Annotated in this window: 22 protein-coding genes and 2 tRNA genes; 16 read left to right on the top strand and 8 right to left on the bottom strand. The window is 41.3% G+C overall.

The genetic code is table 11. From position 1 onward, the window contains the following. Positions 1-73 precede the first annotated feature (73 nt). From AT15_RS03000 to AT15_RS02965, 8 genes are all read right to left on the bottom strand, one after another. Positions 74-150, bottom strand: a tRNA-Thr gene (locus AT15_RS03000). A gap of 93 nt (positions 151-243) precedes the next feature. Further along, positions 244-1,200, bottom strand: coding sequence for an ABC transporter permease (locus tag AT15_RS02995; protein WP_068346228.1), 957 nt, complete (start codon positions 1,198-1,200; stop codon positions 244-246). Further along, positions 1,197-2,249, bottom strand: coding sequence for an ABC transporter permease (locus AT15_RS02990; protein ID WP_068346227.1), 1,053 nt, complete (start codon positions 2,247-2,249; stop codon positions 1,197-1,199). Before AT15_RS02990 ends, AT15_RS02995 begins: the two co-directional genes overlap by 4 nt. Then, complete coding sequence (locus AT15_RS02985; protein ID WP_068346626.1) at positions 2,246-3,781, bottom strand: ABC transporter ATP-binding protein; 1,536 nt, start codon at positions 3,779-3,781, stop codon at positions 2,246-2,248. The genes AT15_RS02990 and AT15_RS02985 overlap by 4 nt, the downstream gene beginning before the upstream one ends. Before the next feature lie 162 nt (positions 3,782-3,943). Continuing rightward, complete coding sequence (locus tag AT15_RS02980; RefSeq protein WP_068346225.1) at positions 3,944-4,969, bottom strand: BMP family lipoprotein; 1,026 nt, start codon at positions 4,967-4,969, stop codon at positions 3,944-3,946. Then, complete coding sequence (locus AT15_RS02975; protein ID WP_068346223.1) at positions 4,966-7,272, bottom strand: hypothetical protein; 2,307 nt, start codon at positions 7,270-7,272, stop codon at positions 4,966-4,968. The genes AT15_RS02980 and AT15_RS02975 overlap by 4 nt, the downstream gene beginning before the upstream one ends. A 106-nt stretch (positions 7,273-7,378) precedes the next feature. Continuing rightward, a complete protein-coding gene (gene udk, locus AT15_RS02970; protein ID WP_068346221.1) occupies positions 7,379-7,987 on the bottom strand; it encodes a uridine kinase in 609 nt (202 codons plus the stop codon). Between the two features lie 12 nt (positions 7,988-7,999). Continuing rightward, complete coding sequence (locus AT15_RS02965) at positions 8,000-8,638, bottom strand: redox-sensing transcriptional repressor Rex (RefSeq protein ID WP_068346219.1); 639 nt, start codon at positions 8,636-8,638, stop codon at positions 8,000-8,002. A 141-nt stretch (positions 8,639-8,779) separates the two neighbouring features. On the opposite strand from AT15_RS02965, the gene AT15_RS02960 reads away from it, so the two are divergent. The 16 genes from AT15_RS02960 to AT15_RS02885 all read left to right on the top strand — a co-directional run bounded on the left by AT15_RS02960 (position 8,780) and on the right by AT15_RS02885 (position 23,711). Continuing rightward, the gene (locus AT15_RS02960; RefSeq protein ID WP_068346217.1) at positions 8,780-9,106 is read left to right on the top strand and encodes a hypothetical protein; all 327 of its coding nucleotides are present in this window, start codon (positions 8,780-8,782) and stop codon (positions 9,104-9,106) included. Then, a complete protein-coding gene (locus AT15_RS02955) occupies positions 9,094-9,633 on the top strand; it encodes a DUF4416 family protein (protein WP_068346216.1) in 540 nt (179 codons plus the stop codon). The genes AT15_RS02960 and AT15_RS02955 overlap by 13 nt, the downstream gene beginning before the upstream one ends. Next, on the top strand, positions 9,630-10,931 hold the full coding sequence (rimO, locus tag AT15_RS02950) for a 30S ribosomal protein S12 methylthiotransferase RimO (protein ID WP_068346214.1): 1,302 nt from the start codon (positions 9,630-9,632) through the stop codon (positions 10,929-10,931). Before AT15_RS02955 ends, rimO begins: the two co-directional genes overlap by 4 nt. Then, complete coding sequence (pgsA, locus tag AT15_RS02945) at positions 10,918-11,457, top strand: CDP-diacylglycerol--glycerol-3-phosphate 3-phosphatidyltransferase (protein ID WP_068346212.1); 540 nt, start codon at positions 10,918-10,920, stop codon at positions 11,455-11,457. The genes rimO and pgsA overlap by 14 nt, the downstream gene beginning before the upstream one ends. Before the next feature lies 1 nt (position 11,458). Then, on the top strand, positions 11,459-12,025 hold the full coding sequence (thpR, locus tag AT15_RS02940) for an RNA 2',3'-cyclic phosphodiesterase (RefSeq protein ID WP_068346210.1): 567 nt from the start codon (positions 11,459-11,461) through the stop codon (positions 12,023-12,025). Beyond that, positions 12,015-13,073 (top strand): recombinase RecA, encoded by a 1,059-nt coding sequence (recA, locus tag AT15_RS02935; RefSeq protein WP_068346208.1) that lies wholly within the window; start codon positions 12,015-12,017, stop codon positions 13,071-13,073. Before thpR ends, recA begins: the two co-directional genes overlap by 11 nt. Beyond that, positions 13,060-13,542: a regulatory protein RecX gene (locus tag AT15_RS02930; protein ID WP_068346206.1), complete on the top strand. Its 483-nt coding sequence runs from the start codon at positions 13,060-13,062 to the stop codon at positions 13,540-13,542. Before recA ends, AT15_RS02930 begins: the two co-directional genes overlap by 14 nt. A 53-nt stretch (positions 13,543-13,595) precedes the next feature. Then, entirely contained in the window at positions 13,596-15,122 is a 1,527-nt protein-coding gene (gene rny, locus AT15_RS02925) for a ribonuclease Y (protein ID WP_068346204.1), read from the top strand. Between the two features lie 43 nt (positions 15,123-15,165). Then, positions 15,166-15,241, top strand: a tRNA-Thr gene (locus AT15_RS02920). A gap of 44 nt (positions 15,242-15,285) precedes the next feature. Next, a complete protein-coding gene (gene tilS / locus AT15_RS02915) occupies positions 15,286-16,680 on the top strand; it encodes a tRNA lysidine(34) synthetase TilS (protein WP_068346202.1) in 1,395 nt (464 codons plus the stop codon). A gap of 13 nt (positions 16,681-16,693) precedes the next feature. Then, positions 16,694-18,595: an ATP-dependent zinc metalloprotease FtsH gene (ftsH, locus tag AT15_RS02910; protein ID WP_084251465.1), complete on the top strand. Its 1,902-nt coding sequence runs from the start codon at positions 16,694-16,696 to the stop codon at positions 18,593-18,595. After that, positions 18,592-18,987, top strand: a complete 396-nt coding sequence (locus tag AT15_RS02905; RefSeq protein ID WP_068346198.1) for a thioesterase family protein — start codon at positions 18,592-18,594, stop codon at positions 18,985-18,987. Before ftsH ends, AT15_RS02905 begins: the two co-directional genes overlap by 4 nt. Next, complete coding sequence (locus tag AT15_RS02900; RefSeq protein WP_068346196.1) at positions 18,974-20,437, top strand: B12-binding domain-containing radical SAM protein; 1,464 nt, start codon at positions 18,974-18,976, stop codon at positions 20,435-20,437. The genes AT15_RS02905 and AT15_RS02900 overlap by 14 nt, the downstream gene beginning before the upstream one ends. Positions 20,438-20,439: 2 nt before the next feature. Continuing rightward, positions 20,440-21,159 carry a response regulator transcription factor gene (locus AT15_RS02895; protein WP_068346194.1) on the top strand — a complete coding sequence of 240 codons (720 nt, stop codon included), beginning with the start codon at positions 20,440-20,442 and terminating at the stop codon, positions 21,157-21,159. Between the two features lie 3 nt (positions 21,160-21,162). Beyond that, positions 21,163-22,413, top strand: a complete 1,251-nt coding sequence (locus tag AT15_RS02890) for a sensor histidine kinase (RefSeq protein ID WP_084251414.1) — start codon at positions 21,163-21,165, stop codon at positions 22,411-22,413. Then, positions 22,410-23,711, top strand: coding sequence for a pyrimidine-nucleoside phosphorylase (locus AT15_RS02885; RefSeq protein ID WP_068346191.1), 1,302 nt, complete (start codon positions 22,410-22,412; stop codon positions 23,709-23,711). Before AT15_RS02890 ends, AT15_RS02885 begins: the two co-directional genes overlap by 4 nt.

Below are 23,711 nucleotides of genomic sequence, written 5' to 3'. Positions count from 1 at the left end.
ATCTGGTCTTGTTAAATATATTAACATAAAGGTAATCCCATTCCAAAATAAAAGGCCTCTAAAACGAGGCCTTTGGAGCAGGCGATGAGACTCGAACTCACAACCTCCGCCTTACCAAGGCGGCGCTCCACCGATTGAAGCTACGCCTGCACACCAGAAATATAATACCATAAGGGGGACAATCTTTCAAGGAGAGAAAAGAAAAAATCCCCCATGGTACGGGGGATTTTCAAGGGTTTGTGTCTATTCTTTTTCGTAAGGGACACCATCGGCTGCAGGTGCCCTGGTCTTGCCAATAAATCCACCAACCACAATTAGCGTGACAACAAAGGGAAGCATGTTGAACAACGGTTTAATAGTGGCTGAAACCGAAACAATAGAACTGCTTTGCAATTGAAGGTTCATGGCTTCAGCCGCGCCAAAGAGCAAAGCTGCCCACATTGCGCCAACGGGGTTCCAGTTACCAAGTATCATAGCAGCCAATGCTATAAAGCCTCTGCCGTGAACCATGTTTTCAACAAATCTTCCAAGTTCTCCAACCGAAAGGAAAGCTCCACCAAGACTTGCGAGTATACCACTCATAAGGACCCCGAAATAACGCGTTTTGTAGACATTTATTCCCAGCGTATCGGCAGCTTCGGGATTTTCACCAACCGCCCTCATTCTCAAACCCAATGGAGTTTTGTACATGAGGAACCAGCTAAATGCCACAAGGGCAAGGGCAATATAAACAAAGGGGCTTAGTTCGCCAAAGATTTCTCCAATAAAGGGAATCTTTTCCAGAAAAGGAATATGAAGGTCGCTAATTTTGCCGATAAAGTCTGTTTGCCCTTCATGTCCAAAAATTGGCTTCATAAGGAATGAAGTTATACCCTGAGCTATAATAATCAATGCAGTTGCACTTACGATTTGATTTGCGGACCAGCGTATACTTGCCCATGCGTGCAACCAGGAAAAGCCAAAGCCTATGACCACGGCAGCAATCACACCTATCCATGGATTTCCGGTGATCTGTGTAAAAACAATTGAAACAAAGGCTCCCATAAGCATAATTCCTTCAAGGGCTATATTTGTTACGCCAGTGGATTCACTATAAACACCGCCGAGTGAAGCAAAAATCAAAGGTGTAGCAGAAAGCAGCATTAATTTATAAAATAGGGGGTTTACAAGAATAGAGAATATAGCTTCAATCCAACTCATGCGAGTTCACCCCTCTTTCTTTTCCAGTTGATGATGGTGGCTACAATCCTTTCAGCAGCTACAAGGAAGATAACGATACCCTGAATGATTATGACAATGTCATCGGGTATCTGTGCACTGATCTGCATAGCGTTTGAGCCCGTCCTGAGAGCTGCAATGAGAAGGGCAGCAAAAATAATACCGACAGGGTTATTTCTTCCTATCAGCGCAATTGTGATACCGTCGAACCCTCTACCACCTGTCAGTTCTCCAACAAATCGATGTGGCGGTACTCCCATGATATCTATAATACCGGCCATTCCAGCCAGAGCTCCACTTATAGCCATGGTTAAGATGATATTCTTCCTTATGCTTATTCCACCGTATTCCGAAGCATAGGGATTGAAACCGACGCCCTTCAGTTCATATCCCATGGTTGTCCGTTCAAGGATGATCTGCATAATAATCGCCACTATTACAGCGATAATTATGCCTATGCTGAGCTCTGTGGCCTGAACTTTCATCATGATGGGAAGTTTTGCTGATTCAGCAATTTCCGGGCTTTTTGGTGTTCCGGATCCCACAGCCAGAGGTCCGGTGACCATAAAAGAGGCGAGATTGGCGGCAATCCAGTTCAGCATAATAGTTGAAATGACTTCATGTGCTCCCGTGAAGGCTTTCAAAAAACCGGCTATTGATGCCCAGATAGCTCCTCCCAGCATCCCAGTTACTATAACAACTGGAATGGTTATCAGTGAAGGAACCGCTCCCATATTAATAGCTACCATTGAGCCAATGAGCGCACCGATTGCCATCTGACCTTCTGCACCGATGTTGAAAACACCAGCTCTAAAACCGAATCCCACTGCCAATCCGGTGAGTACAAGCGGGGTCATTTTGACAATGGTATTCGCCAGCTGCTCCGATCCGCCAAAAGCACCTTTGATCATTACCGCATAAGCTGAAATAGGATTTTTCCCAATTATTATTATGATAACTGATGCTATTGCAAGCGCTATTAAGACAGATACAGTAGGAACGAGCAAAGGATAAATTTTGCTTCGATTCATTTCACATCACCTCGTTGTTCACCCAGCACTTCTGCTTTTTTGTGGCCTGCCATCATGAGACCAATTTCCTCTCTTGTGATTTCTTCTGGTGTGACTTCACCCATTATTTCACCTTCGTAGAAAACCAGTATTCGATCGGATAGAGAGAAGATCTCATCAAGTTCCATTGATATAAGAAGGATGCCAATTCCCTGATCTCTCATGGAAATGATCGTTTTGTGTATAAACTCAATGGCGCCTATATCAAGACCTCTTGTGGGTTGTGCAATGACAACCACTTTTGGCTTGACTGGTGTTTCATCTAATTCCCTGGCGACGACCATTTTTTGCTGGTTACCACCTGAAAGATTGCCTGCAAGCATGTTTATATCACGTGGCCGAACGTCGAAGCGTTCTATTAATTTGCTTGAATATTGTTTGATTTCACCAAGGTTTAAAATGCCATTTCTTGCAAAGGGTTCTTCGGAGTGCTTTCCAAGGATTACATTGTAATAAACAGGATATTGAGAAATCATACCTCTTTTGATTCTATCCTCAGGAATGTGTGTAAGACCTGATTCTCTGAATTCCAGAGGAGAGGCATTTGTCATTTCCTTACCCAGAAGTACCACCTTTCCTTTTTCCGCCTTTCTTAAACCGGTAATTGCTTCAACAAGTTCGGTTTGCCCATTACCGGCTACACCAGCAATTCCTACGATTTCACCTGCGCGGACTTCAAGGGAAACACCGCGTACTGCATCAAGCCCTCTGTTATCCTTCACCCAAAGATCTTCGATCTCTAAAACAACACCTGAGGGATTGGCTTCTTCCTTTTCAATCCTCAACAATACTTCACGCCCTACCATCATGGTTGCTATTTCACGGGGATTTGTGTCTTTGGTGAGTACGTTTCCTGTTACTTTACCAAGGCGCATTACGGTTACGTTTTCAGTAATGGCCATAACTTCATTCAGTTTGTGAGTTATGAAAATGATCGTCTTTCCACTGTCCTTAAGTAACCGCATTACGTTAAAAAGCTCTTCAGTTTCCTGAGGGGTCAGAACAGCCGTAGGTTCGTCAAAGATGAGAATTTCCGCTCCTCTGTACAGTATCTTCAATATTTCAACTCTCTGCTGCATACCAACTGGAATATCTTCGATTTTAGCATCGACATCAACTGCCAGACCGTATTTCTCAGAAAGTTCTTTGACCTCTTTTCTTGCTTTGTTGTAATCAAGAACAATACCTTTTCGAGGTTCAGAACCAAGTATGACATTTTCGGCAACAGTCTGGTTGTCCACAAGCATGAAGTGCTGGTGAACCATTCCGATACCATTGTCGATAGCATCCCGTGGACCTTTAAAATGCACTCTTTTCCCATTGATGTAAATTTCACCGTCATCAGGTGTGTAAAGACCATACAGCTGTTTCATGAGTGTGGATTTTCCTGCACCATTTTCTCCAACCAGAGCATGTATCTCACCTTTTTTTACGAAAAAATCCACTCTGTCATTTGCTACCACGGAAGGGAATTTTTTTACAATACCCTTCATTACCACTGCATAATCGGAAAAGTCTGGAGTACCTGACTTCAATACGGACACAGACTCACCTCCATCACCAACGATACTAAAAATCGGGAGCAAAACCTCCCGACCTTTAATATCATCAGTAATAAGGGAAATGGGGGGCATTGATACCCCCCATTATTTCAGTCAAGGAAGTGTAATTTCAGGAACTTCAAAGGCGTCAAGAGCTTCCTGGGTATCAGGAACAACGAGAACGCCTTTTTTGATTTCTTCCTTCAAGAAATCGAGGTCTTTAAGCACACTCTTGGGAACTATGTCCTTGGTGTACTTCATCGGGCTGATGCCAACGCCTTCGTCTTTAATTCCAAGAACATGGAGACCGGGTGTAAATGTACCCAGAGCAACACTCAAAACGGCCTGATAAGAAGCCATATCTACTCTCTTCATAGCACTGGTGAGGACTCTTCCGGGAGCCATGTAATCCTGATCTGCATCTACACCGATGGCAAAGAAACCTTCACCCTTTTCAGCTGCTGCCTCAATAACACCGTTTCCACAAGCACCGGAAGCATGGAATACAATATCTGCACCTTCAGCAAACTGCGCGAGAGCAAGGTCTTTACCCTTTTTGGGGTCATTGAAGTCCATGGTGTAACCTCTGAGGATTTCAATGGTTTTTCCATGAAGTTCTTCGTAAACTCTTATTCCTGCTTCGTAACCATATCTGAATCTTTCAACAGGTGGTATCGGGATGCCACCAATGAATCCAACGATATTTGCTTCTGTCATTGCAGCTGCAAGGTAGCCTGCGAGAAAAGCGCCTTCTTGTTCCTTGAAAATGTAGGTGGCTACGTTGTCAGCTTCTGCTCCTTCAGGTGGAACAATGTCGATACCGACAAAGTATGTGTCGGGGAACTGTGGAGCAACTTTGAAAAGAGCGTCAGTCATCATGAAACCAACAGCGAAAACAATGTCAGCTTCTTTTGCGGCGTTAGAAAGGTTTGGAATGTAGTCGGACATTTCATGAGACTGGACAACTTCCTTCTCAAGGCCAAGGAAATCAGCAGCTCTTACAATACCATCCCATGTACCATCGTTAAAAGACTTGTCGCCAAGACCGCCAACGTCGGTAACCATAATAACTTTTAGCGCCATAACAGGAAGCGCTATGAGCAATACCAATGAGAGAACTAAAGCAATTCTTAACTTCATGCACTTTCCCTCCCTTTTCTGTAGGATATGAAGGCAAATATTTCAGCCAAAACAATTATAACCGCGAAAAGAACAAAAAACCAAATGCTTATTCCTGAATTTACAGATAATTTCAAATGAGGAGTTCCAGCCTGAACAAAAATATCAAGCGTTTTCGTGCCCATGGTTCCTATAAAGGCTATTACGAGCAATATTCCTTCCAGCATGGACAGGACAAAATTCTTAAATATGATGGTAGTAGCTACAAGCAAAAATATCCCCAATAGGATGTAAGTGTATTTTGGTATCTTATATGGGCTGATAGAAGCTGAAACAGGTTCTGTTTTCATCTCATCGGATATTGCCTTTTCTATATTGTCAACAGCAACCATATATTCTTGCTTATTTCCGAGCGTCTTTACGAGATATTTCTCAAAATCTTCACGGAGGGGATTACCAGCATAAATAACGATTTTCTCCGCCATGTTTTCAATGTTGCCAAGTACCCTTCTGTATTGAGAATAATTTCTTTTACTGTTTCTGACAAAGCTCTTAAATGATTTCTGCAGGTCTTCAAACTGCGAAATATATTCAGGCTCATTTTCTATCGATAAATAATCGGCAAAGGAAGGCATTGAAAGCCTCAGACGTGTTCCTGATACAGAGAATGTCGTTCCAGTGTTTTTCGCAAGGTCGTTTAGCATATTCGGGATTACAACTCTGTACCCTCTTTTCAGGTCATTCAGTTCGGAAGAAATTAATGATGTCAATTTCCTGACCTCAATGTTGAATAACGAGTCAGGTGATTCGAATAAGTCATTTTTCAACTTATCATAATATATAGAATTGTAGAATTCAGGAAATTTTTCCATAGAAAGCTCAGGAACATTCCTGTAAAGCTTGACGAAGGGTAAAAGCAAAGCCAAAAGGATCAAAGCCAGCGCAAGAAGGTCAAAAACTCTCCTTTTCTTTGATAATACCCGCCCCAGAGTTATAAGGGTTGCGAAAACAAGCAGAGGGATAATTGTGATGGCATACAGCGACAGATCAAAGGCATTCTGATTGGGATTCGAAAGAAATAGGAGATAGAGAGTTTCAAAGCCTACGATAATGTAGAGAAGATATTTTTTGAGAATTTTCATATATGTAAAGCTCAAAAAAACGATTAATACATATGCAAAAATCCTCATCCATCCAAAAGATGGTTTTGCCGAGACGCTTGCAACAAATTCGCCTGACAGATTATTTCTTATCTGACCGAGGGTACTCAAAAGCGGTGCAACCATCTTTTTTGCTTCGTTGGCGATATCTGCTTCAATCAGCCCAATCGGCGAATAGACATTGTTGCCTATCATTTTCAAAGCAAAATTCAGCTGCATCATTATCAGGTTATCATTTACGATAATAGAACTTATTTTTTCATAATTGGGATCTTCCAGAGGAACGCTGTTTACAAACCCCGGAATGTTGATTTCGCTTATCGGTATGCTATCAGGATAGAATGGGGCTTCATCAATAAGGGAAAAAGCTCTATAAATCCAGAGCCTTAAAAGGTTTTTGGTTGAATCTTCCAGTCCCGCAAGGGTATCTGGTAATCTACCACTGATGAAGTTAACCCTTTCATCCACCTTATCGTTAAACAACTTGCTGACATCGTATTTCTTATTCGAAATGCCCTGAATGCTTTTTGATAATTGCTTTAAAATTTCTTCGTCGGTGATGGAAGCAATTTCCTCCTGCTCCGACCTGTCAATGGTAACGCTCAAATCAAATTCGTTGAAGGTATTTGGAATGGGAAGCTTCCCTTCGGGAAAGCTTTCGGGTCGTTCTTTCAACAATCCCAGGGAATAAGCAATCCAGCTTTCATAAACCCTCGGGGCAGCTGCCCTTATTCTTGAGGAATAGCTGTTGAAAGTCAATGAATAAGCAGGCATTTCATTGATAGTTCCTACCTGGAATTTTTTCCCCGACACATCAGTTGCGATCCATGAAAGAAAAGCGCTGTAAGCGATCTTTTCCTCTTCACTGGAAAAATAGCCTTCACCAAGGGATTTCATATGATCGGTAAGTAAATCCGGAATTGTCGTCGTGCTTTCCTTCTTTTCGACACTTCCGGCGATCTGCAATTTGTAAAGTCTATAAAGGGCAAGGTCTTCAAGATCCTCTTTCAATCTGGAGATAACAGGGAGCTGAGATTCCTCTTTCTTGAAATCCTCTACGTATGCCTTAAAAGCCTTAGTAGCCTTCGCAGCATCAAATGAGAAGGTAGTGGAAACGATGAGAATTAAAAATACTAAGACAAGAACCACGTGGCGCTTGTTCACGGCTCCACCTCCGAAAAATGCGAATTCAGGTGTTATTCACAAAAGATACAATACCATCATTTTTTTTGTAAGGCGTTACCTTCCTATTAATTAATCTCATCAATGTTCAGCGGTAAGATTTTAACATATTTTCTATGGCGTTGACTATGACTTTGAGTCCGATTGCATTTTCAACTCCATCGGGAAGAACGATATCACAAAAATATTTCTGGGGTTCAATAAAGCTCTTAAAAGAAGGGGCGACGAATTTTCTGTACTGGGTTATTATGCTTTCGATAGACCTGCCCCGTTCTCGTGTATCCCGCTCAATCCTTCTTATCAACCTTTCATCAGCGGGAGCATCGATGTAAACAGAAAAATCAAAAAGCTCCCTGAGCTCTTCTGTGTGTAATATCAAGATACCTTCGACAATTATAAGGGGTTTAGGCGAAAATAATTTGGAAATTCCTGATTCCCTTCTATAAGTTACCATGCTGTATATAGGTGTGTGAATTTCCTTTCCGGCTTTGAGAGCTTTTAGATGATCGATAAATAGCTTAAAATCAAAAGCTTTTGGACTGTCGAAGTTAAATTCTCGGGGATCTACACCGGATTCAAGGTTTTTGTAATAATCGTCCATTGAAAGGATATCAGCAGCATCACCAAAATGTTCCTTTATTTTTACGGCAACGGAAGTTTTACCCGCACCACTGCCTCCAACAATAGCCACAAGCATTTGCGCACCTCGCTATCTATTTTTTTGCATATTTATCTGGAATGAAAGAGCTCTGAATGTTAGAGAGATATCTATTTCTTCCAGCGGGAAAGTTTCAGGTATATTGAGCCTGACGGGTGCAAAGTTTATAATTCCCTCTATCCTCGAAGAAACCATCAAATTGGCAACATATTGCGCACTGCTGGCAGGAACAGCAATAACGCCCATATGAATCTTTTCTCTTCTGACAATTTCTCCAAAGTTCTTTAAATCTTCAACCACAAGGCCATTTTGAAGCTTTCTGCCAACTTTTTTTGGATCAATGTCAAAAATAGCCTTTATCTTGTAACCGCTTTTGAAAAGCCCCGGATAGTTAGCAAGTGCCACACCAAGGTTGCCAGCACCAACTATGCAGACATTCCATTCCCTTTTAATTCCAAGGATCTCAGCGATGCCGTCCTGAAGGCGCCTTGTTTGATATCCAATGCCGCGTTTTCCAAACTCTCCGAAATATGAAAGGTCTTTCCGTACCTGGCTGGCTTTGACATTTAATCGATTCCCCAATTCCTGGGATGAAACTGTTTCCATTCCACTTTTTATGAGATTTTCAAGGCATCTGTAATAGACCGCAAGCCTTTTGATTGTAGGTTTTGGAATTTTCCTGTTTTCCATTATAATTTCACCCCTTTTGCAAAAAAGAGTCTCTTGCTTGTGAAATTATATCACAATATCCCGATTTTGAAATAATTCCGTAGTAGTCTAAGAATAAGCGTGATATAATTTTGTAGAAAAATATAGAAAAAGGATAGCTTTATGAGAAGTGATATTTTTTTGGTTGTTTTGCTCTTGTTGTGCATAGCGCTTTTTGTAGTTGATATTGAATTGCTATCAATAGTGAAAGCGCTAAATATAAGCATGAAAACCGTTGTTGTGTACAGCGAAAATAGCGATGTCAAAGTGGAAGCCAGAGGTGAAATTCACGGAATTTCCGGGGGAAAAAGTAAGGCATTTACTCTTTTTGTTGACGAATCGCTTAACATAAAAAGCAATGGAGAACAATACACTTTGCGGTTTTTGAACAATGTATATGAAGTATCAATGAGGGAAATTGAGGTGAGATTGGGAAAATGGGACAGGTGAAAAGAACAGAAATGGTAAATCTTGTTATGTTTATTTTTTCCTCTTATATAGATTATCGGTTTACAGAAATCGAACCGATACTCGAAAAAGAATTTGGCGCTATAGACTACCTGTCGTGCACCCTTGATTTTGACAAGTACACCTATTTTTACAATGAAGAGATGGGACACAAACTTCAGGGAAAGCTTGTGAGTTTTGAGCCTTTAATTCATCCTTCAGAACTTGCAGAAATCAAATTGAAAACAAATGAGATCGAAAGGGGATTTTCAATAGAAGGCAAAAGGAAAATCAACATAGATCCCGGTTATATACATCACGCACAGTTTGTGCTCGCTTCCACTAAACACTGGGCAAATAGAATATATATAGGAAGAGGGATAAACGCCGAAGTGACTTTGATGTTTTTGAATGGCGCTTTCAGACCTCTTGAATATACATATCCCAATTACAAAGACAAAGAATACATCGATGAATTGACGAAAATACGGGAGCTTTACTTGAAGAAAAGGAAGGAATATTACAGATGAACATAGGCGTTCTCACGTTGGGCTGCCCAAAAAACGTTGCCGATATGGAGAATTTCAAAGGGATTATGAAAAGAAGGGGACATCAAATAGTGAGCAATGCCTTAATGGCAGATGCGATAATCATTGATACCTGCGGCTTTATAGGAGAAGCAAAGAGGGAAAGCGTTGAAGAGATTCTCAATTTTTGTTCGCTCAAAGAGGAAAACCCGTCTTTGAAAGTTATAGCCATAGGTTGTCTGGTGCAGCGGTATTTCAATGAGCTCAAAGAAGAAATCCCTGAGCTTGACGGACTTATTGGAGTAACTCCTCCCGACACATTGGCTGATCTTCTGGAGAGAGAAGAAATATTCTACCTCAAGCAACCAACAGGAGTTTACGATTTTTCGGGTAGAGAGTCAGGCAACACTTACGCCTATGTGAAAATAGGTGATGGCTGTGATAGAAATTGTGCTTTTTGTTCAATACCTTCTTTTAAGGGAAGATCGCAAAGCAGAAAGATGGAAGACATTGTTTCAGAAGTTCAGGCACTGGTTTCTGGTGGAGTAAAAGAGATAATACTGGTTTCGCAGGACAACACACAATACGGAAAAGATCTTTATGGAAAACAAGCGCTACCAGATTTATTGAGAAAACTCGATGACATCAAAGAAGATTTTTGGGTAAGGGTAATGTATTTGCATCCCGATCACCTTAATGAAGAGATTATAGATTCCATAGCCCTTTCACGAAACACCGTGAAATACTTTGACATACCGGTGCAAAGCGGCTCAAATAGTGTGTTAAAGGCCATGGGAAGATCGAAAAACCGTGAAGAACTCATAGAGCTCTTTAGAAAGGTAAGGTCTAAAATGCCTGATGCTGTTTTGAGGACGACGATAATGGTCGGATTTCCCGGGGAAACATCAAAGACATTCGCAGAAACACTCGACTTCATCAAAGAGGTTAAATTCAACAAACTTGGGGGCTTTGTCTATTCTCCGGAAGAAGGCACACCGGCTTACAGTGAAAGGGTGACTATTTCCAGAGAAAAAGCCCAGGAACTTCTTGAAGAGCTCCTGGACGAGCAGGATCGGATTTCATATGAACTCAATCAGCAATTTTTGAACAAGAAACTCAAAGTACTTATAGAAGATGAGACAGAGGAGCTTTCAATTGGCAGGTCCTGGCATTTTTCTCCCGAAATCGATGGCAATATTTATGTCAGAGGCAAGAGCAAGTCAGGGGAATTAATCGAAACGGTGATTACTCAAGTTTACGAGAATGACATGGAGGGATTTATTATAGATGAGCATACCTAATTTGCTTACTCTATCTAGAATAGTACTAACAATTCCATTGGTGGCTTTGCTGTACTACGAACCCAAAGAATGGGCGATCTGGTCATTCGCAATTTTTATCATTGCGTCTGTAACAGATTACCTGGACGGAAAGCTTGCGAGAAAATTAAATCAGGTATCGACTTTAGGGAAATTTTTAGACCAAATCTCTGACAAAATTTTGATTACATCACTTTTCCTGGTTTTCATGTTCATCGGCAAGGTGAATTTTTGGCTGGTGTTTTTAATCATCTTCAGGGATACCTTTGTTTCAGGAATAAGGATGCTGGCAGCTTCAGAAGGGGTGATCATAGCAGCCAATTATTTCGGAAAGTTCAAAACAGTTTCCCAGATAATTTTATTATGCTTTTTATATCTTCAGGTTATTACGAACTGGGATATCACAGCATTTGTTATATTGCTTCAGTGGATTGTTGCGTTGATAACCCTTTTTAGCGGCATTGTATATGTTTCTGGTTATCTGCGCAATAGCGAAAGGGGGAAATAATTTGAGAACCTTTATTGCCATTGATACTGGCCAAAAAATTTCCAGCATTGTGGATACAGTTGTTGAAAGGCTTAAGCGAATGGGATTCAAAGCTTCCTGGGTAGTCGGAAATAATGCCCATTTGACGCTGGCTTTCCTTAACGAAGTGGATAGAGAAAAAGTGGAACTGGTTGCCTCAATGTTATCAAAACGTCTAAGGGGTTTTCCAACTTTTACTTTTTCTACGGGAAAACTCGGTTTTTTCCGGCATAAGAATCTTCCAAGGGTAATATGGATAGGTGTAAAACCCTCGGTGGTCTTGAATAATCTTTTTAGAGAAACAAGAGTGGCTTTAGAGAGCCTGGGGTTCAATGTTGAAGAGAATTTCCACGCTCACATAACAGTTGGACGTATGAAATTTAGTCCACCATACTGGAAAAAACTCATAGAAACTGTTGAACTCGAAGAAGTGATAGTGCCTGTAAATGAAATATCCTTGTTCAAATCTGAACTCTCACCAGAAGGAGCCAGATATACAAAACTTTTTTCCTGTAGTTTTGAAGGAGGTCTGATAAAACATGATTTCTAAAGAGAAGAAAAATGCACTTGAAAGAGCCATAAAGGAGATTGAAAAGCAATACGGTAAGGGCTCGGTAATGCTTTACGGTGATCAAGAAAACAGAAGCAATGTAGAAGTCGTATCAAGTGGATCTCTTTCCCTTGATATTGCACTTGGTGTTGGAGGATATCCAAGGGGAAGAGTCATCGAAATCTATGGTGCTGAATCAAGTGGCAAAACAACTATTGCGCTTCATGCTATCGCTGAAGTTCAAAAGGCGGGAGGGATTGCAGCTTTTGTTGATGCTGAACACGCTTTAGATATGAGCTATGCCAGAGCACTTGGAATAGATGTTGACAGTTTGCTCATTTCCCAGCCGGATTATGGCGAACAAGCTCTGGAGATTGTCGAGGGGCTTGTTAGATCAAATGCCGTGGACCTGGTTGTTGTTGATTCGGTAGCAGCACTGGTTCCAAGAGCTGAAATAGAAGGTTCTATGGGTGAATTGCAGGTCGGTCTTCAGGCGAGATTGATGTCACAAGCCCTCCGAAAGATAGCAGGAACTGTTAGCAAATCCAGAAGTATAGTCATGTTCATTAATCAGACCAGAATGAAAATAGGTGTGGTATATGGAAATCCTGAGACAACAACCGGGGGCGTAGCACTGAAGTTTTATTCATCCGTGAGGTTGGAAGTCCGAAGAAGTTCGGCTCTTAGAGAAGGCAACGAAGTAATAGGCAATGAAGTAACAATAAAGGTGGTTAAAAACAAAGTAGCACCACCTTTCAAAGATACCAAAGTCGATCTCATATACGGTAAAGGTATTGATCACAACAACGAACTGTTCAATCTTGGTGTCAAAGAAGGTATGATAGAGAGAAAAGGAGCATGGTACACATACATTTCAGAAGACGGCAAAGAAATCAGCCTCGGGCAAGGAAAAAACAACGGAGTGGAATTTCTGAGCAGCAATCCACAGCTTTTGCTTGAAATTGAAAACAGGATTCGTTCAAAATACGAACTTCCGCTTGTTAAACCCGAGGGAGAAGGCAAAGAAGAGGGCAATGGCGGGAAATGAAAGGGAACGGGACTTTGAAACAGCAAAGGCCTATGCTTTGAGATTGCTCAAGTATCGTTCAAGAGCAGAAAAGGAATTAATTGCAAAACTCAAAGAAAAAGGTTATTCTTTTGTATTGATAACAGAGGTAATTAACTGGCTAAAAGAATACGGATTTGTCAACGATGAATCCTTTGCATGGTTATATGCCTACGATTCATTGACAATACACTTTAAAGGACCTCACAGAATAAGAAGAGAATTAATAAATTTCGGAGTGGATAAGGATATAGTTGAAAAAACATTAAGAAAGCTCGAAATGGAAATAGACATAAACTCAATACTAAAGCGGTACGTTGAAAGGGCAAGGACCGATTTTAAAGATGCAAAATCGTTGGAAAAGCTAAAAGCCAAGCTATATCGGAGAGGATTCACTAACTCCATGATAGTCACTGTTCTTAAAGAAGTTTCAATCTCACAGGATATGTAGAAGGAAGGAGGGAGCTGGAATATCCCGAATGGGTTTAAATACCAGCGTGTAATATGACAATTGGAATTCTCATTGGTCTTGCATTGGGAATAGCAATAACCTTCATAGCTGTTCCACTGGTAACAAAAAGAGTAAAAAATAAACTGGAGGAACATTTGAAGGCTTCCAAGCAGGACGCTGAATCAATTAAAAAGAGAGCTTTGGAAGAAGCGGAGCATTTGAGGAAAAAGGCTCTGATAGAAGGCAGAGAAGAGCTTCATAAGTTCAGAGAAGAAATGGAGAGGGAGATTCGGAAGGAACGCGAAGAGCTCAAACAATGGGATGAAAGGCTTTCAAGGCGTGAAGATAATCTCGAGAGAAAGGAAGAAACCCTTGAAAAAATGAAACGAGAGCTTGAAAGCAAGACTTCTGAAATTGAAAAGCTCAAAGAAGCTGCTGAAAGGAAACTGTACGAGCTCTCCGAGCTTACGCCTGAAGAAGCCCGCGAACAGGTGTTAAGAAGAGCTGAGGAAGTTTACGAATACGAAATTGCCCAGCGCTTTAAGCAGATAAAAGAGCAATATGAGGAAGAAGCTATGAAACACGCTAAGTGGGTTGTTGTTAGTGCTGTCCAGCGCTATGCGGCTGATATAACCGGAGATATTACTGTGAGCACTGTTAGCCTGCCGTCGGATGAGATGAAAGGCAGAATTATCGGACGAGAAGGAAGGAACATCAGAGCCTTTGAAAAGCTCACGGGTGCTGACTTGATTATTGATGATACGCCTGAAATAGTTGTTGTCTCCTGTTTCAACCCCCTTCGAAGGGCTATAGCAAAATTAACGCTCGAAAGGTTGGTAGAAGATGGGAGAATTCATCCTGCAAGGATCGAGGAAATTTATGAAAAGGCTAAGAAAACTATATATTCAGAAATAAAGGAAGCTGGACAGGAAGCCCTGATGAAAGTGGGCATCCCCTCTATGCATCCTGAATTAGTAAAGCTCCTTGGACGTCTTAAATACAGAACAAGTTATGGTCAAAATGTTCTCGACCATTCAGTAGAGGTAGCTCAAATAGCAGCTCTTATGGCTGCTGAACTTGGCCTTAACGTTGACAAAATCAAGAGAGGCGCATTGCTTCATGACCTTGGTAAAGCTGTGGATCATGAGCTTGAAGGATCTCATGCTATAATCGGCGGCGAAATTGCCAAACGGTATGGAGAGAAGCCCGATGTTGTAAATATGATTCAATATCACCACGGCGAAACGGAAGCAACTTCTCCGGAAAGTGTGCTTATTGCTGCAGCAGATGCAATTTCTGCTGCAAGGCCCGGAGCACGACGTGAATCCCTTGATATGTACATCAAACGCTTGGAAAGACTCGAAGAAATAGCTATGCGTTTCAGTCACATCGAAAAAGCTTACGCAATTCAAGCTGGAAGGGAATTGAGAGTCATAGTAGAACCTGATAAAGTCGACGATATCCTTGCAGAAAAACTGGCAGCCGACATAGCAAGGAAAATTGAGGAAGAAATGGAATACCCTGGTGTGGTAAAAGTAACTGTGATAAGGGAAAGGCGTAGCGTTGCATATGCAAGTTAGCCATTTGACACTTTTTGCTTGCTAAGGTAAAATACTGCTGAGTGCCAACGTAGCTCAATCGGCAGAGCGGCTCATTCGTAATGAGCAGGTTGTGGGTTCAAGTCCCACCGTTGGCTCCAGCGCCCTTGGGGGCGCTTTAATTTTAGTATAGGAAGTGATTTAATTGGCTTCCGCATTTGAAGAAAAAGTACTTGAATTTATCAAAACATATGAATTGATCAAACCGGGCGAAAAGATTCTCATAGCGGTATCTGGCGGTAAGGATTCAATGGCTCTTCTTCACTTTCTTGGTGCAAACTCCACTTTGTTAAAATGTGAAATAGTTGCCGCAAACCTTGACCATGGTCTTAGAGGTTATGAAGGTCAAAGGGAAGCCGAAATGGTCAAGGCATTTTGCGAAAAAAGAAAAATAGCCTTTTACCATGAAAAAACTGATGTGAAAAAATTCATATCTGAAAACAAGGGGTTGTCCCCTGAAGAGGCAGCAAGGCTAAAGCGAATGGAGTTTCTAAAAAGAGCAAAAATGATCCTGCAAGCTGATAAAATTGCCATTGCTCATCATTTGAATGATTTAGCTGAAACTATTTTGATGCGACTGATTCGTGGAACAGGTCTTAGAGGGATGTTGGGAATGAAGCCAATTGATGGAGACATAATACGCCCATTCCTTTTCATACCGGTGCATGATATCAAAGATTATGTTACAATTAACATGGTTCCTTATAATAGCGATAAAACAAACATTATTGAGGATTACGACAGAAATTTTATCAGGCATCGAATAATGCCATTATTGAAAGAGCTAAACCCATCATATGAAGAGGCTTTTTGGAGGTTTTTTCTGAATGTTTCAGAGAGTTATAGTTCTTTGGAAAAAGATATTACCAGATTGCTGGAATTAACTTTCTGGAAGAATGGGAAAGCACTTATTGAAAGGAAAGCTTTAACATCCAGTGAATGGGCAATAGTTGCTGAATACGTGAGAGCGATTGTTCAACGTCTTTCTGAAAAAGGTTATCCACCAACCCGGGAAAGGGTGATGGCCTTTAAAAGGCTTCTAATATCATCAACGGGTGGCTGGAAAATCCAATTCGCAGATGGTGTTGAATGCGTAAGCAGAGGGAAGTATATTGTGTTTAATAAGGTATCTCTGGCAGGCAATATCTGGTCAAAGGTAATTGAAACATTACCTGTGGATATTGAAACGGAAACAGGCAAAATAGTTATCAGCGTGGTTAAAAACATACCGGAGGACATAGATGGAGGTTATAAAGCCGTATGTCCGGCAGATATAATCAGCTTTCCCCTTTGGCTAAGAAGTGCGAGCGAAAGTGATAAATTTATGCCCTTTGGGCTGAACAGTATGAAAAACGTTATATCGCTAGCAGCCCGGGAAGCCCCGCCTGATGTATTAGCAGGTCTTATGGTTCTTGAAGACAATGAAAAAAGGATTTTATGGGTTCCCGGAGTTAGAGCCAGCGAGCTTTGCAGAAGCAGCAATAAGAGAAGTGAACTTCTCCTCTTTAAGTTCGAAAGGAGGTCAACACGTGGAACGTAGACCCAGATTTGGTATGATTTTATTTTATCTTGTTTTTGGCATTTTTCTCATAATAGCACTTAGGGGTCTCTATCCTAGCAATGAAATAAACACGGTGCAGTATAGCGAATTTATTCATGAACTTGAGCTGAATAACATAGAAGAAATGGTCATATATGATGACGGTCGGGTTGCTTATTCAAAGTTCGTAAGCGGCAAACCCAAGGCTTATCAAACCTATGTATCTCCGCAAACTCTCTCCACTGACCAGTTTCAGACTCTTATTGATGATCTGGTAAAGAAAGGTGTAGAGGTCAGATACGAGAAAGGCAATGATTCTATGTTCTGGGTTAACTTGCTCGGGACAATAATCCCCCTCGCAATTATCATCTTCATCTGGTTCTTTGCCATGCGTTCCTTATCAGGAAGGAGCTCGCAAGCTTTTACATTTACAAAGAGCCCTGCGAAGAAGTACATAGCTTCAGGAAAAAAGGTGAGTTTTAAAGATGTTGCTGGGGTGGATGAAGCTGTTGAGGAATTAAAGGATGCGGTCAGTTATCTAAAAGACCCAAATGTCTTTTCTGAAACCGGTGCAAGGATGCCCAAGGGTATTCTGCTTGTGGGGCCTCCGGGAACAGGAAAAACCCTTCTTGCAAGAGCTGTGGCAGGAGAAGCTGATGTTCCCTTTTTCTTCATAAGTGGCTCTGACTTCGTTGAGCTTTTTGTTGGAGTTGGTGCAGCTCGGGTTAGAGACCTTTTTGCTCAGGCGAAAGCAAACGCCCCGTCAATAATTTTCATTGATGAAATTGATGCTGTTGGCCGTCATAGAGGCGCAGGACTTGGCGGCGGTCATGATGAGAGAGAACAAACCCTTAACCAGATCCTCGTTGAAATGGATGGCTTTGATGAAAAATCAGGTGTTATCGTGATGGCTGCAACGAACAGACCTGATATTCTTGATAGAGCGCTTCTCAGACCCGGAAGATTTGACAAGAAAATCTCTGTCGATCCACCAGATGTAAAAGGAAGAGCGGAAATCCTGAAAATTCACATGCGCGGAAAACCAGTCGATCCAGATATAGATGTATGGCTGCTCGCAAAAAGGACTCCCGGTTTTGTTGGTGCAGATCTGGAGAACCTTGTAAACGAAGCTGCCATACTCGCAGCCCGGCGAAAGAGAAAACTTATAGGAGCGAGTGAATTTGATGAAGCTATAGACAGGGTTATTGCAGGTCCTGCAAAGAAGTCGAAGGTAATGAATCCCAGAGAAAAGCGTGTGGTTGCATATCACGAACTGGGGCATGCCCTTGTTGGATTGACGCTGCCAAATGCATATCCTGTTCATAAAATTTCAGTAATTCCCAGAGGTGTTGCTGCCCTTGGCTTTACACAGAGTTTACCTGCTGAAGACAGATATCTCAATTCCAAAACAGAGATGTTGGATAACCTTGCTCAAATTCTTGGAGGCAGGGCTGCTGAGGAAGTTGTGTTTGGCGAGATTACAACAGGTGCGGCTAACGATCTTGAAAAAGCCACCACTATTGCCAGGGCAATGGTTTGCCAGCTGGGTATGAGTGAAAGGCTTGGACCGATTGCCTGGGGTAAAGAAGAAAGCGAGGTATTTCTGGGACGCGAATTAACGCGCATGAGAAATTATAGCGAAGAAATTGCGAGCGAGATTGATAACGAAGTTAAAAAGATAGTTTTGAATGCTTATGACCAAGCAAAGGAAATCATAATAAAGTTCAGAGATAAATTGGATGAAGCCGCAAACGATCTTATAGAGAAAGAAACAATTACCGGCAAGGAGCTTGCTGAGATTGTAGGGCTTGTCGAGGAAGGCAATTATTACCGTGAACCAGAGGTCGAAGACGAAAATGAAGCAAATGCCGACAAGGAGCCAAAGGCTGTTAGAAGCGAAAGGAAAGAAGTATGAGGCTCGAAGAATTAGATGGAAAGCAATTTACCGCAACTCTTGAAATTGATAATACCGATTTTCTGTGGAAAGAGCGTTCAGATATTGAAGGGTTAAATCTTTTGTCAACTAGCGGTATGCAAAAATTACTGCTGAACTTCTCACGTGAAATGCTGAGCTCTTTTGAATCTGAATCGGAAGTATTTGTGGTTACTTTTGTCAAGTTAGAACATCTTGATATCGCATTGATCAAAAGACCTTTGGAGTTGAATTTCACTGTCAATGTGAAGGGAAAGAATGTTGTATTTGACGGTACCGCAAAGCAGGAAAGCAATCTGGTGGCAAAGTTTACTCTGGTAAGGCGAAAGGTTTCGCTTGAAAGCATCGGGAGGAAACTAAGTGAGAAAGCCTAGGACTTTGGATTCGTGGCGCGAATACAATAAAGTCCTGGCTTTGAAAAATGGGGAGAACTTTCTTGAACCCATTGATTTAAATGGTTCACTGGAAATCGCATTGATTTACCCGAATGTATACGAAGTTGCCAGCGCGAGCTTATCTTTTCACGATTTATATGCGCGCTTTAATGCTTTACCAAATGTGAAATGTGAAAGGTTCTTTTTTGATAGATCATTCAAAAAGTTCTATTCAATAGATTCCTTGAAACCGCTGGATGAGTTCAGAATATGGGCTTTTTCTATTCACTTTGAGCTGGATGTACTTAACATTATCGATATCCTGCGCAGTTACAAAGTGCCAGTACTATCCAAAAAAAGAAATGGATTTCATCCAGTGATTATTATCGGTGGAGCTCTAACTTATTTCAACAATGCGCTTTTAGGCTTGGTTGGAGATGTGGTTCATTCGGGGGATTTGACTGACAGATTTTTAGCAATTTTGAGGTCTTTGACAGGGAAAGAAAGCCGGCAAGAAATAGTAGAAGCTCTCAATGAAGATCCCCATGCAGTTAAAGGAGAATTGTTTTCCCCCGCCATATCTCAAAAGCTTTCAAGGAGCGTTTTTATAACAAACAATTCCGCTTTTGGACCCAGGTTTTTAATCGAGATTGGACGAGGATGCAAGAGGGCATGTAAGTTTTGTGTGGCTGGCCATGCTTTTGGCAAGGAAAGATTTCTGCCCGTTGAGGAATTGAAGAAAAGTCTTGATCTTCTCAAAGGGCGCATTGAAAATGTTGGCCTTGTTGCAGCAACCGTTACTGACTATCCCTGGCTTGAGGAAGCTATAACCTATCTCAATGAGCGGAAGTTTAAGGTATCAGTTTCCTCGTTAAGGCTTGATTCACTTTCAGAAGAGTTGTTGCTGTTGTTAAGAAATTCCGGCCAAAGCCAGTTTACCATTGCCCCGGAAGGTGGGAGCCAGAGGATAAGGAATAAATTTTCAAAGGGAATTACAGAAGATCATATACATACGGCTTTGGAAATGGGCCTGGTTGCCGGCTTTAAAAAAGTGAAGCTATATTACATCTATGGAGCAATTTTTGAAACCGGAGAAGATAGAGAAGGCATTGTCAGGCACGTACATGAGGCAAGGAAAATGGGATATTCCCAGGTGATAGTTAGTTTGAATCCATTGATACCAAAACCTGGAACTCCTTTTGGAAAGTTGCCAATGCAAGATATGGACAAACTGCGGAAAATTGAGTTTGAGTTGCGAAACTGGCTCAATATGAAAAATGTAAAAGCGGATTTTGAAAGTGTGAAAGAATCAGTTATGCAATTCAGCATAGCCAATATAACCGGTGATGATGCCATTGAATTTCTTGAAAATAAATCTTTTACATCTGAAAGAAAAAAATATCTATTGGATCTTGCAGGAAGAATTAATTCAAAGCGAAAGGAGTGGTGAGAATGGCCAAGAAAAACATCCTCGTGATTGATGACGAACCTTCCATAGTTGAACTTCTGGCTTTTAATCTGAAAAAGGAAGGCTACGATGTTTTCAAAGCTTACGATGCTGAGGAAGCACTACGGGTTTCTGAAGACAATGAAATCGACATGTTCATAGTTGATATCATGCTTCCCGGGATGGATGGCTTTGAACTCGTTAGAAATCTGAGGAGCTCAGAAAAGTACAGACAGGTCCCTGTTATTTTCCTAAGTGCAAGAAGCGAGGAATTCGATAAGGTACTTGGACTCGAACTGGGAGCGGACGATTATATAACAAAACCTTTCAGTGTAAGAGAGGTATTGGCAAGAATTAGAGCGGTATTTAGAAGAATTCAGCAGAGCATTCAAGCAAAAGAAGAGAGGCCAAAAAAGATTACAGCAAGAGATCTTGAAATCGACACGGAGAAATATGAAGTAAGGGTTCGTGGAAAATTGGTGAGCCTTACTCCTCTGGAATTCGAATTGCTGAGATTCCTTGCAGAAAATGAAGGTAAAGTCTTTAGCAGGGATGTACTTCTCGATAAGCTGTGGGGTTATGATTACTATGGAGACACAAGAACTGTTGACGTGCATATCAGAAGGTTGAGGACAAAAATTGAAGAAGACCCGTCAAATCCCAAGTACATAATGACAGTTAGAGGAAAGGGGTACAAATTCAGGGATCCTGGAAAGGAAGATTGAATTTTGCTTTATGCTATAACGATAATGGCAGCGCTTTTAGCGCTGCTGTTTTTCCGATTTTTGGCATGCAGAAAAGCATTGACGAGATTTGTGAAAATAAAACATCGTATTGCTCAGCTAACAGGGTTAGACGAAAGAGCTGAGATTATCAGCATTTATGATGCGCTTAGAAAACTCATCAACGACAAAGATAAAAATATAGAAATGCTAACGTGGAAAGTTAAATACATGCAGAATGTACTCGACAATATGACCGAAGCTTTTTTTATCATCGATGAAAATGGGAAAATTGAATACATCAACAATGCCGTCAAAAAGATTACGGGCACTTCTGATATAATTGGCAAAAAGCTAACGGATGTGTTAAACAATTTCTTCATAAATGACCTGTATGAGGAAATGATTGAAACAAAACAACCTCAGCACAGCGAAATTACTCTTTTTGGTGCCTATAGGGAGTATTTCGTCTGTGAGATGATACCCGTTTCTCACGCTGGCGTGAACCACGCACTTGTTATTTTGAGAAATATAACGAATGAAAAGCAGTTAGAAGCAATCAGAAGAGAATTTGTTTCTGATGTGTCCCATGAATTGAGAACACCTCTCACTTCAATTCATGGATATGCAGAGACACTTCTTGATCATGACCTTAGTGATAAAGAAACAGTTCGCCATTTTCTTAATATCATTGAGAAAGAGTCTGCGAGGATGACAAGATTAATTAATGACCTCCTTGATGTAGAAAAACTGGAATCGGGAGACGCGAAATTCGCTATTACCGATGTTGAGCTTACAGAAGTTGGCAGATATGTTTTGAAGATAATCGGCCCTCTTGCAGATGAACTTGGAGTTAAAGTCATGGATGACATTGAAGAGGGAATATTTGTGGAAGGTGATTTTGATAGATTAGTTCAGCTCACGCTAAATCTTGTTGATAATGCAGTCAAATACACTGCTGTCAAAGAGCATGGCCCCAAAGAAGTCTGGCTGCGCATATATGCCCTGGCAAATTTCGCCTTTATTGAAGTCGAAGATACTGGAGTAGGCATTCCGGAAGAAGCGCAGAAGAGGATATTCGAAAGGTTCTTCAGGGTTGACAAGGCACGTTCGAGAAAGATGGGGGGAACGGGCCTGGGATTGGCTATTGTGAAGTTCATTGCCGATAAGCTGAATGGAAAAGTTGAGCTTGAGAGTGAATACGGTAGCGGCACAACTTTCAGAGTAAAAATTCCGCTTAAGAAGGTGATAAAGTGAGGATTTACGATGTTATTCTGAAAAAAAGAGATGGTTATCCCAACACAAAAGAGGAAATAAAAGCCCTTATCGATGGTTATGTAAAGGGAGAAGTTCCAGACTATCAAGTTTCAGCGTGGCTTATGGCGATTTTTTTTAATCACATGACCGATGAAGAACGTTCTAACTTAACAGAGGTTATATTGAATTCAGGAGAACGGATCGATCTTTCTTCAATAAAGGGGATCAAAGTGGATAAGCATTCCACAGGCGGCGTAGGTGATAAAGTCACCCTGGTCCTTGGCCCTATTGTTGCGTCTCTCGGGTTGACTTTTGCGAAGCTTTCCGGAAGAGGGCTTGGACACACTGGCGGCACAGTGGACAAATTAGAATCCATTCCCGGTTTTAGAACAACTCTTGAAAAAGATGAATTTTTCTCGATAGTTAATGACATAGGCATTGCGGTGGCTGGCCAGACGGCTAATATAGCCCCTGCGGATAAAAAGTTATATGCCCTGAGAGACGTCACTGCGACAGTTGATGAAATATCACTCATTGCATCAAGTATAATGGGCAAAAAGCTTGCAGTTGATTCTGACGTAATAGTTCTTGATGTAAAAACCGGTTCAGGTGCTTTCATGAAAAAGCTTGAAGATGCAAAAGCACTTGCGATTGCCATGCTGGATATTGGGAAAAGGCATGGAAGAAAAATGTCCGCTGTTGTCAGTGATATGAACCAGCCTTTAGGAAATATGGTAGGAAACGCCCTTGAAGTTAAAGAAGCCATTGAAACATTAAAAGGAAAAGGACCTGATGATCTTTTTGAATTGACGGTTGCCATTGCTGAAAGAATGGTCATTTTATCGGAAATAGGCAAGCCGGAAAAAGCAAGGGAAATGATTCATGACACCATTAAATCTGGTAAAGCGCTCAAAAAATTAAAGGCTCTAGTTGAAGCTCAAGGCGGTAATCCGGAAGTGGTTGATGACCCGGAAAGAATTCTTCCCTCTGCCCGCTATAAATTCGAAGTAAAAAGCCCTTATGAGGGATTTGTGGAAAGTATAGATGCTCAGGAAATAGGGATTTCGGCAATGATACTTGGCGCAGGGCGTGAAAAGAAAGAAGATGGTATAGATCCAGCTGTTGGCGTTGAGGTATTGAAAAAAGTAGGAGACAGGGTGCAACGCGGGGAACCCCTGGCTGTAATTTACGCGAACGATATAAACAAATATGAAACTGCTGAAAGAAGATTGCTTGGAGCGTATAGATTCTCAAAAACAGCGGTTCAAAAACTCAAATTAATTCATGAAATATTTTGA

Source organism: Kosmotoga arenicorallina S304 (assembly GCF_001636545.1).
Lineage (GTDB): Bacteria > Thermotogota > Thermotogae > Petrotogales > Kosmotogaceae > Kosmotoga_B > Kosmotoga_B arenicorallina.
This window is presented reverse-complemented; position numbering and strand designations above follow the sequence as displayed.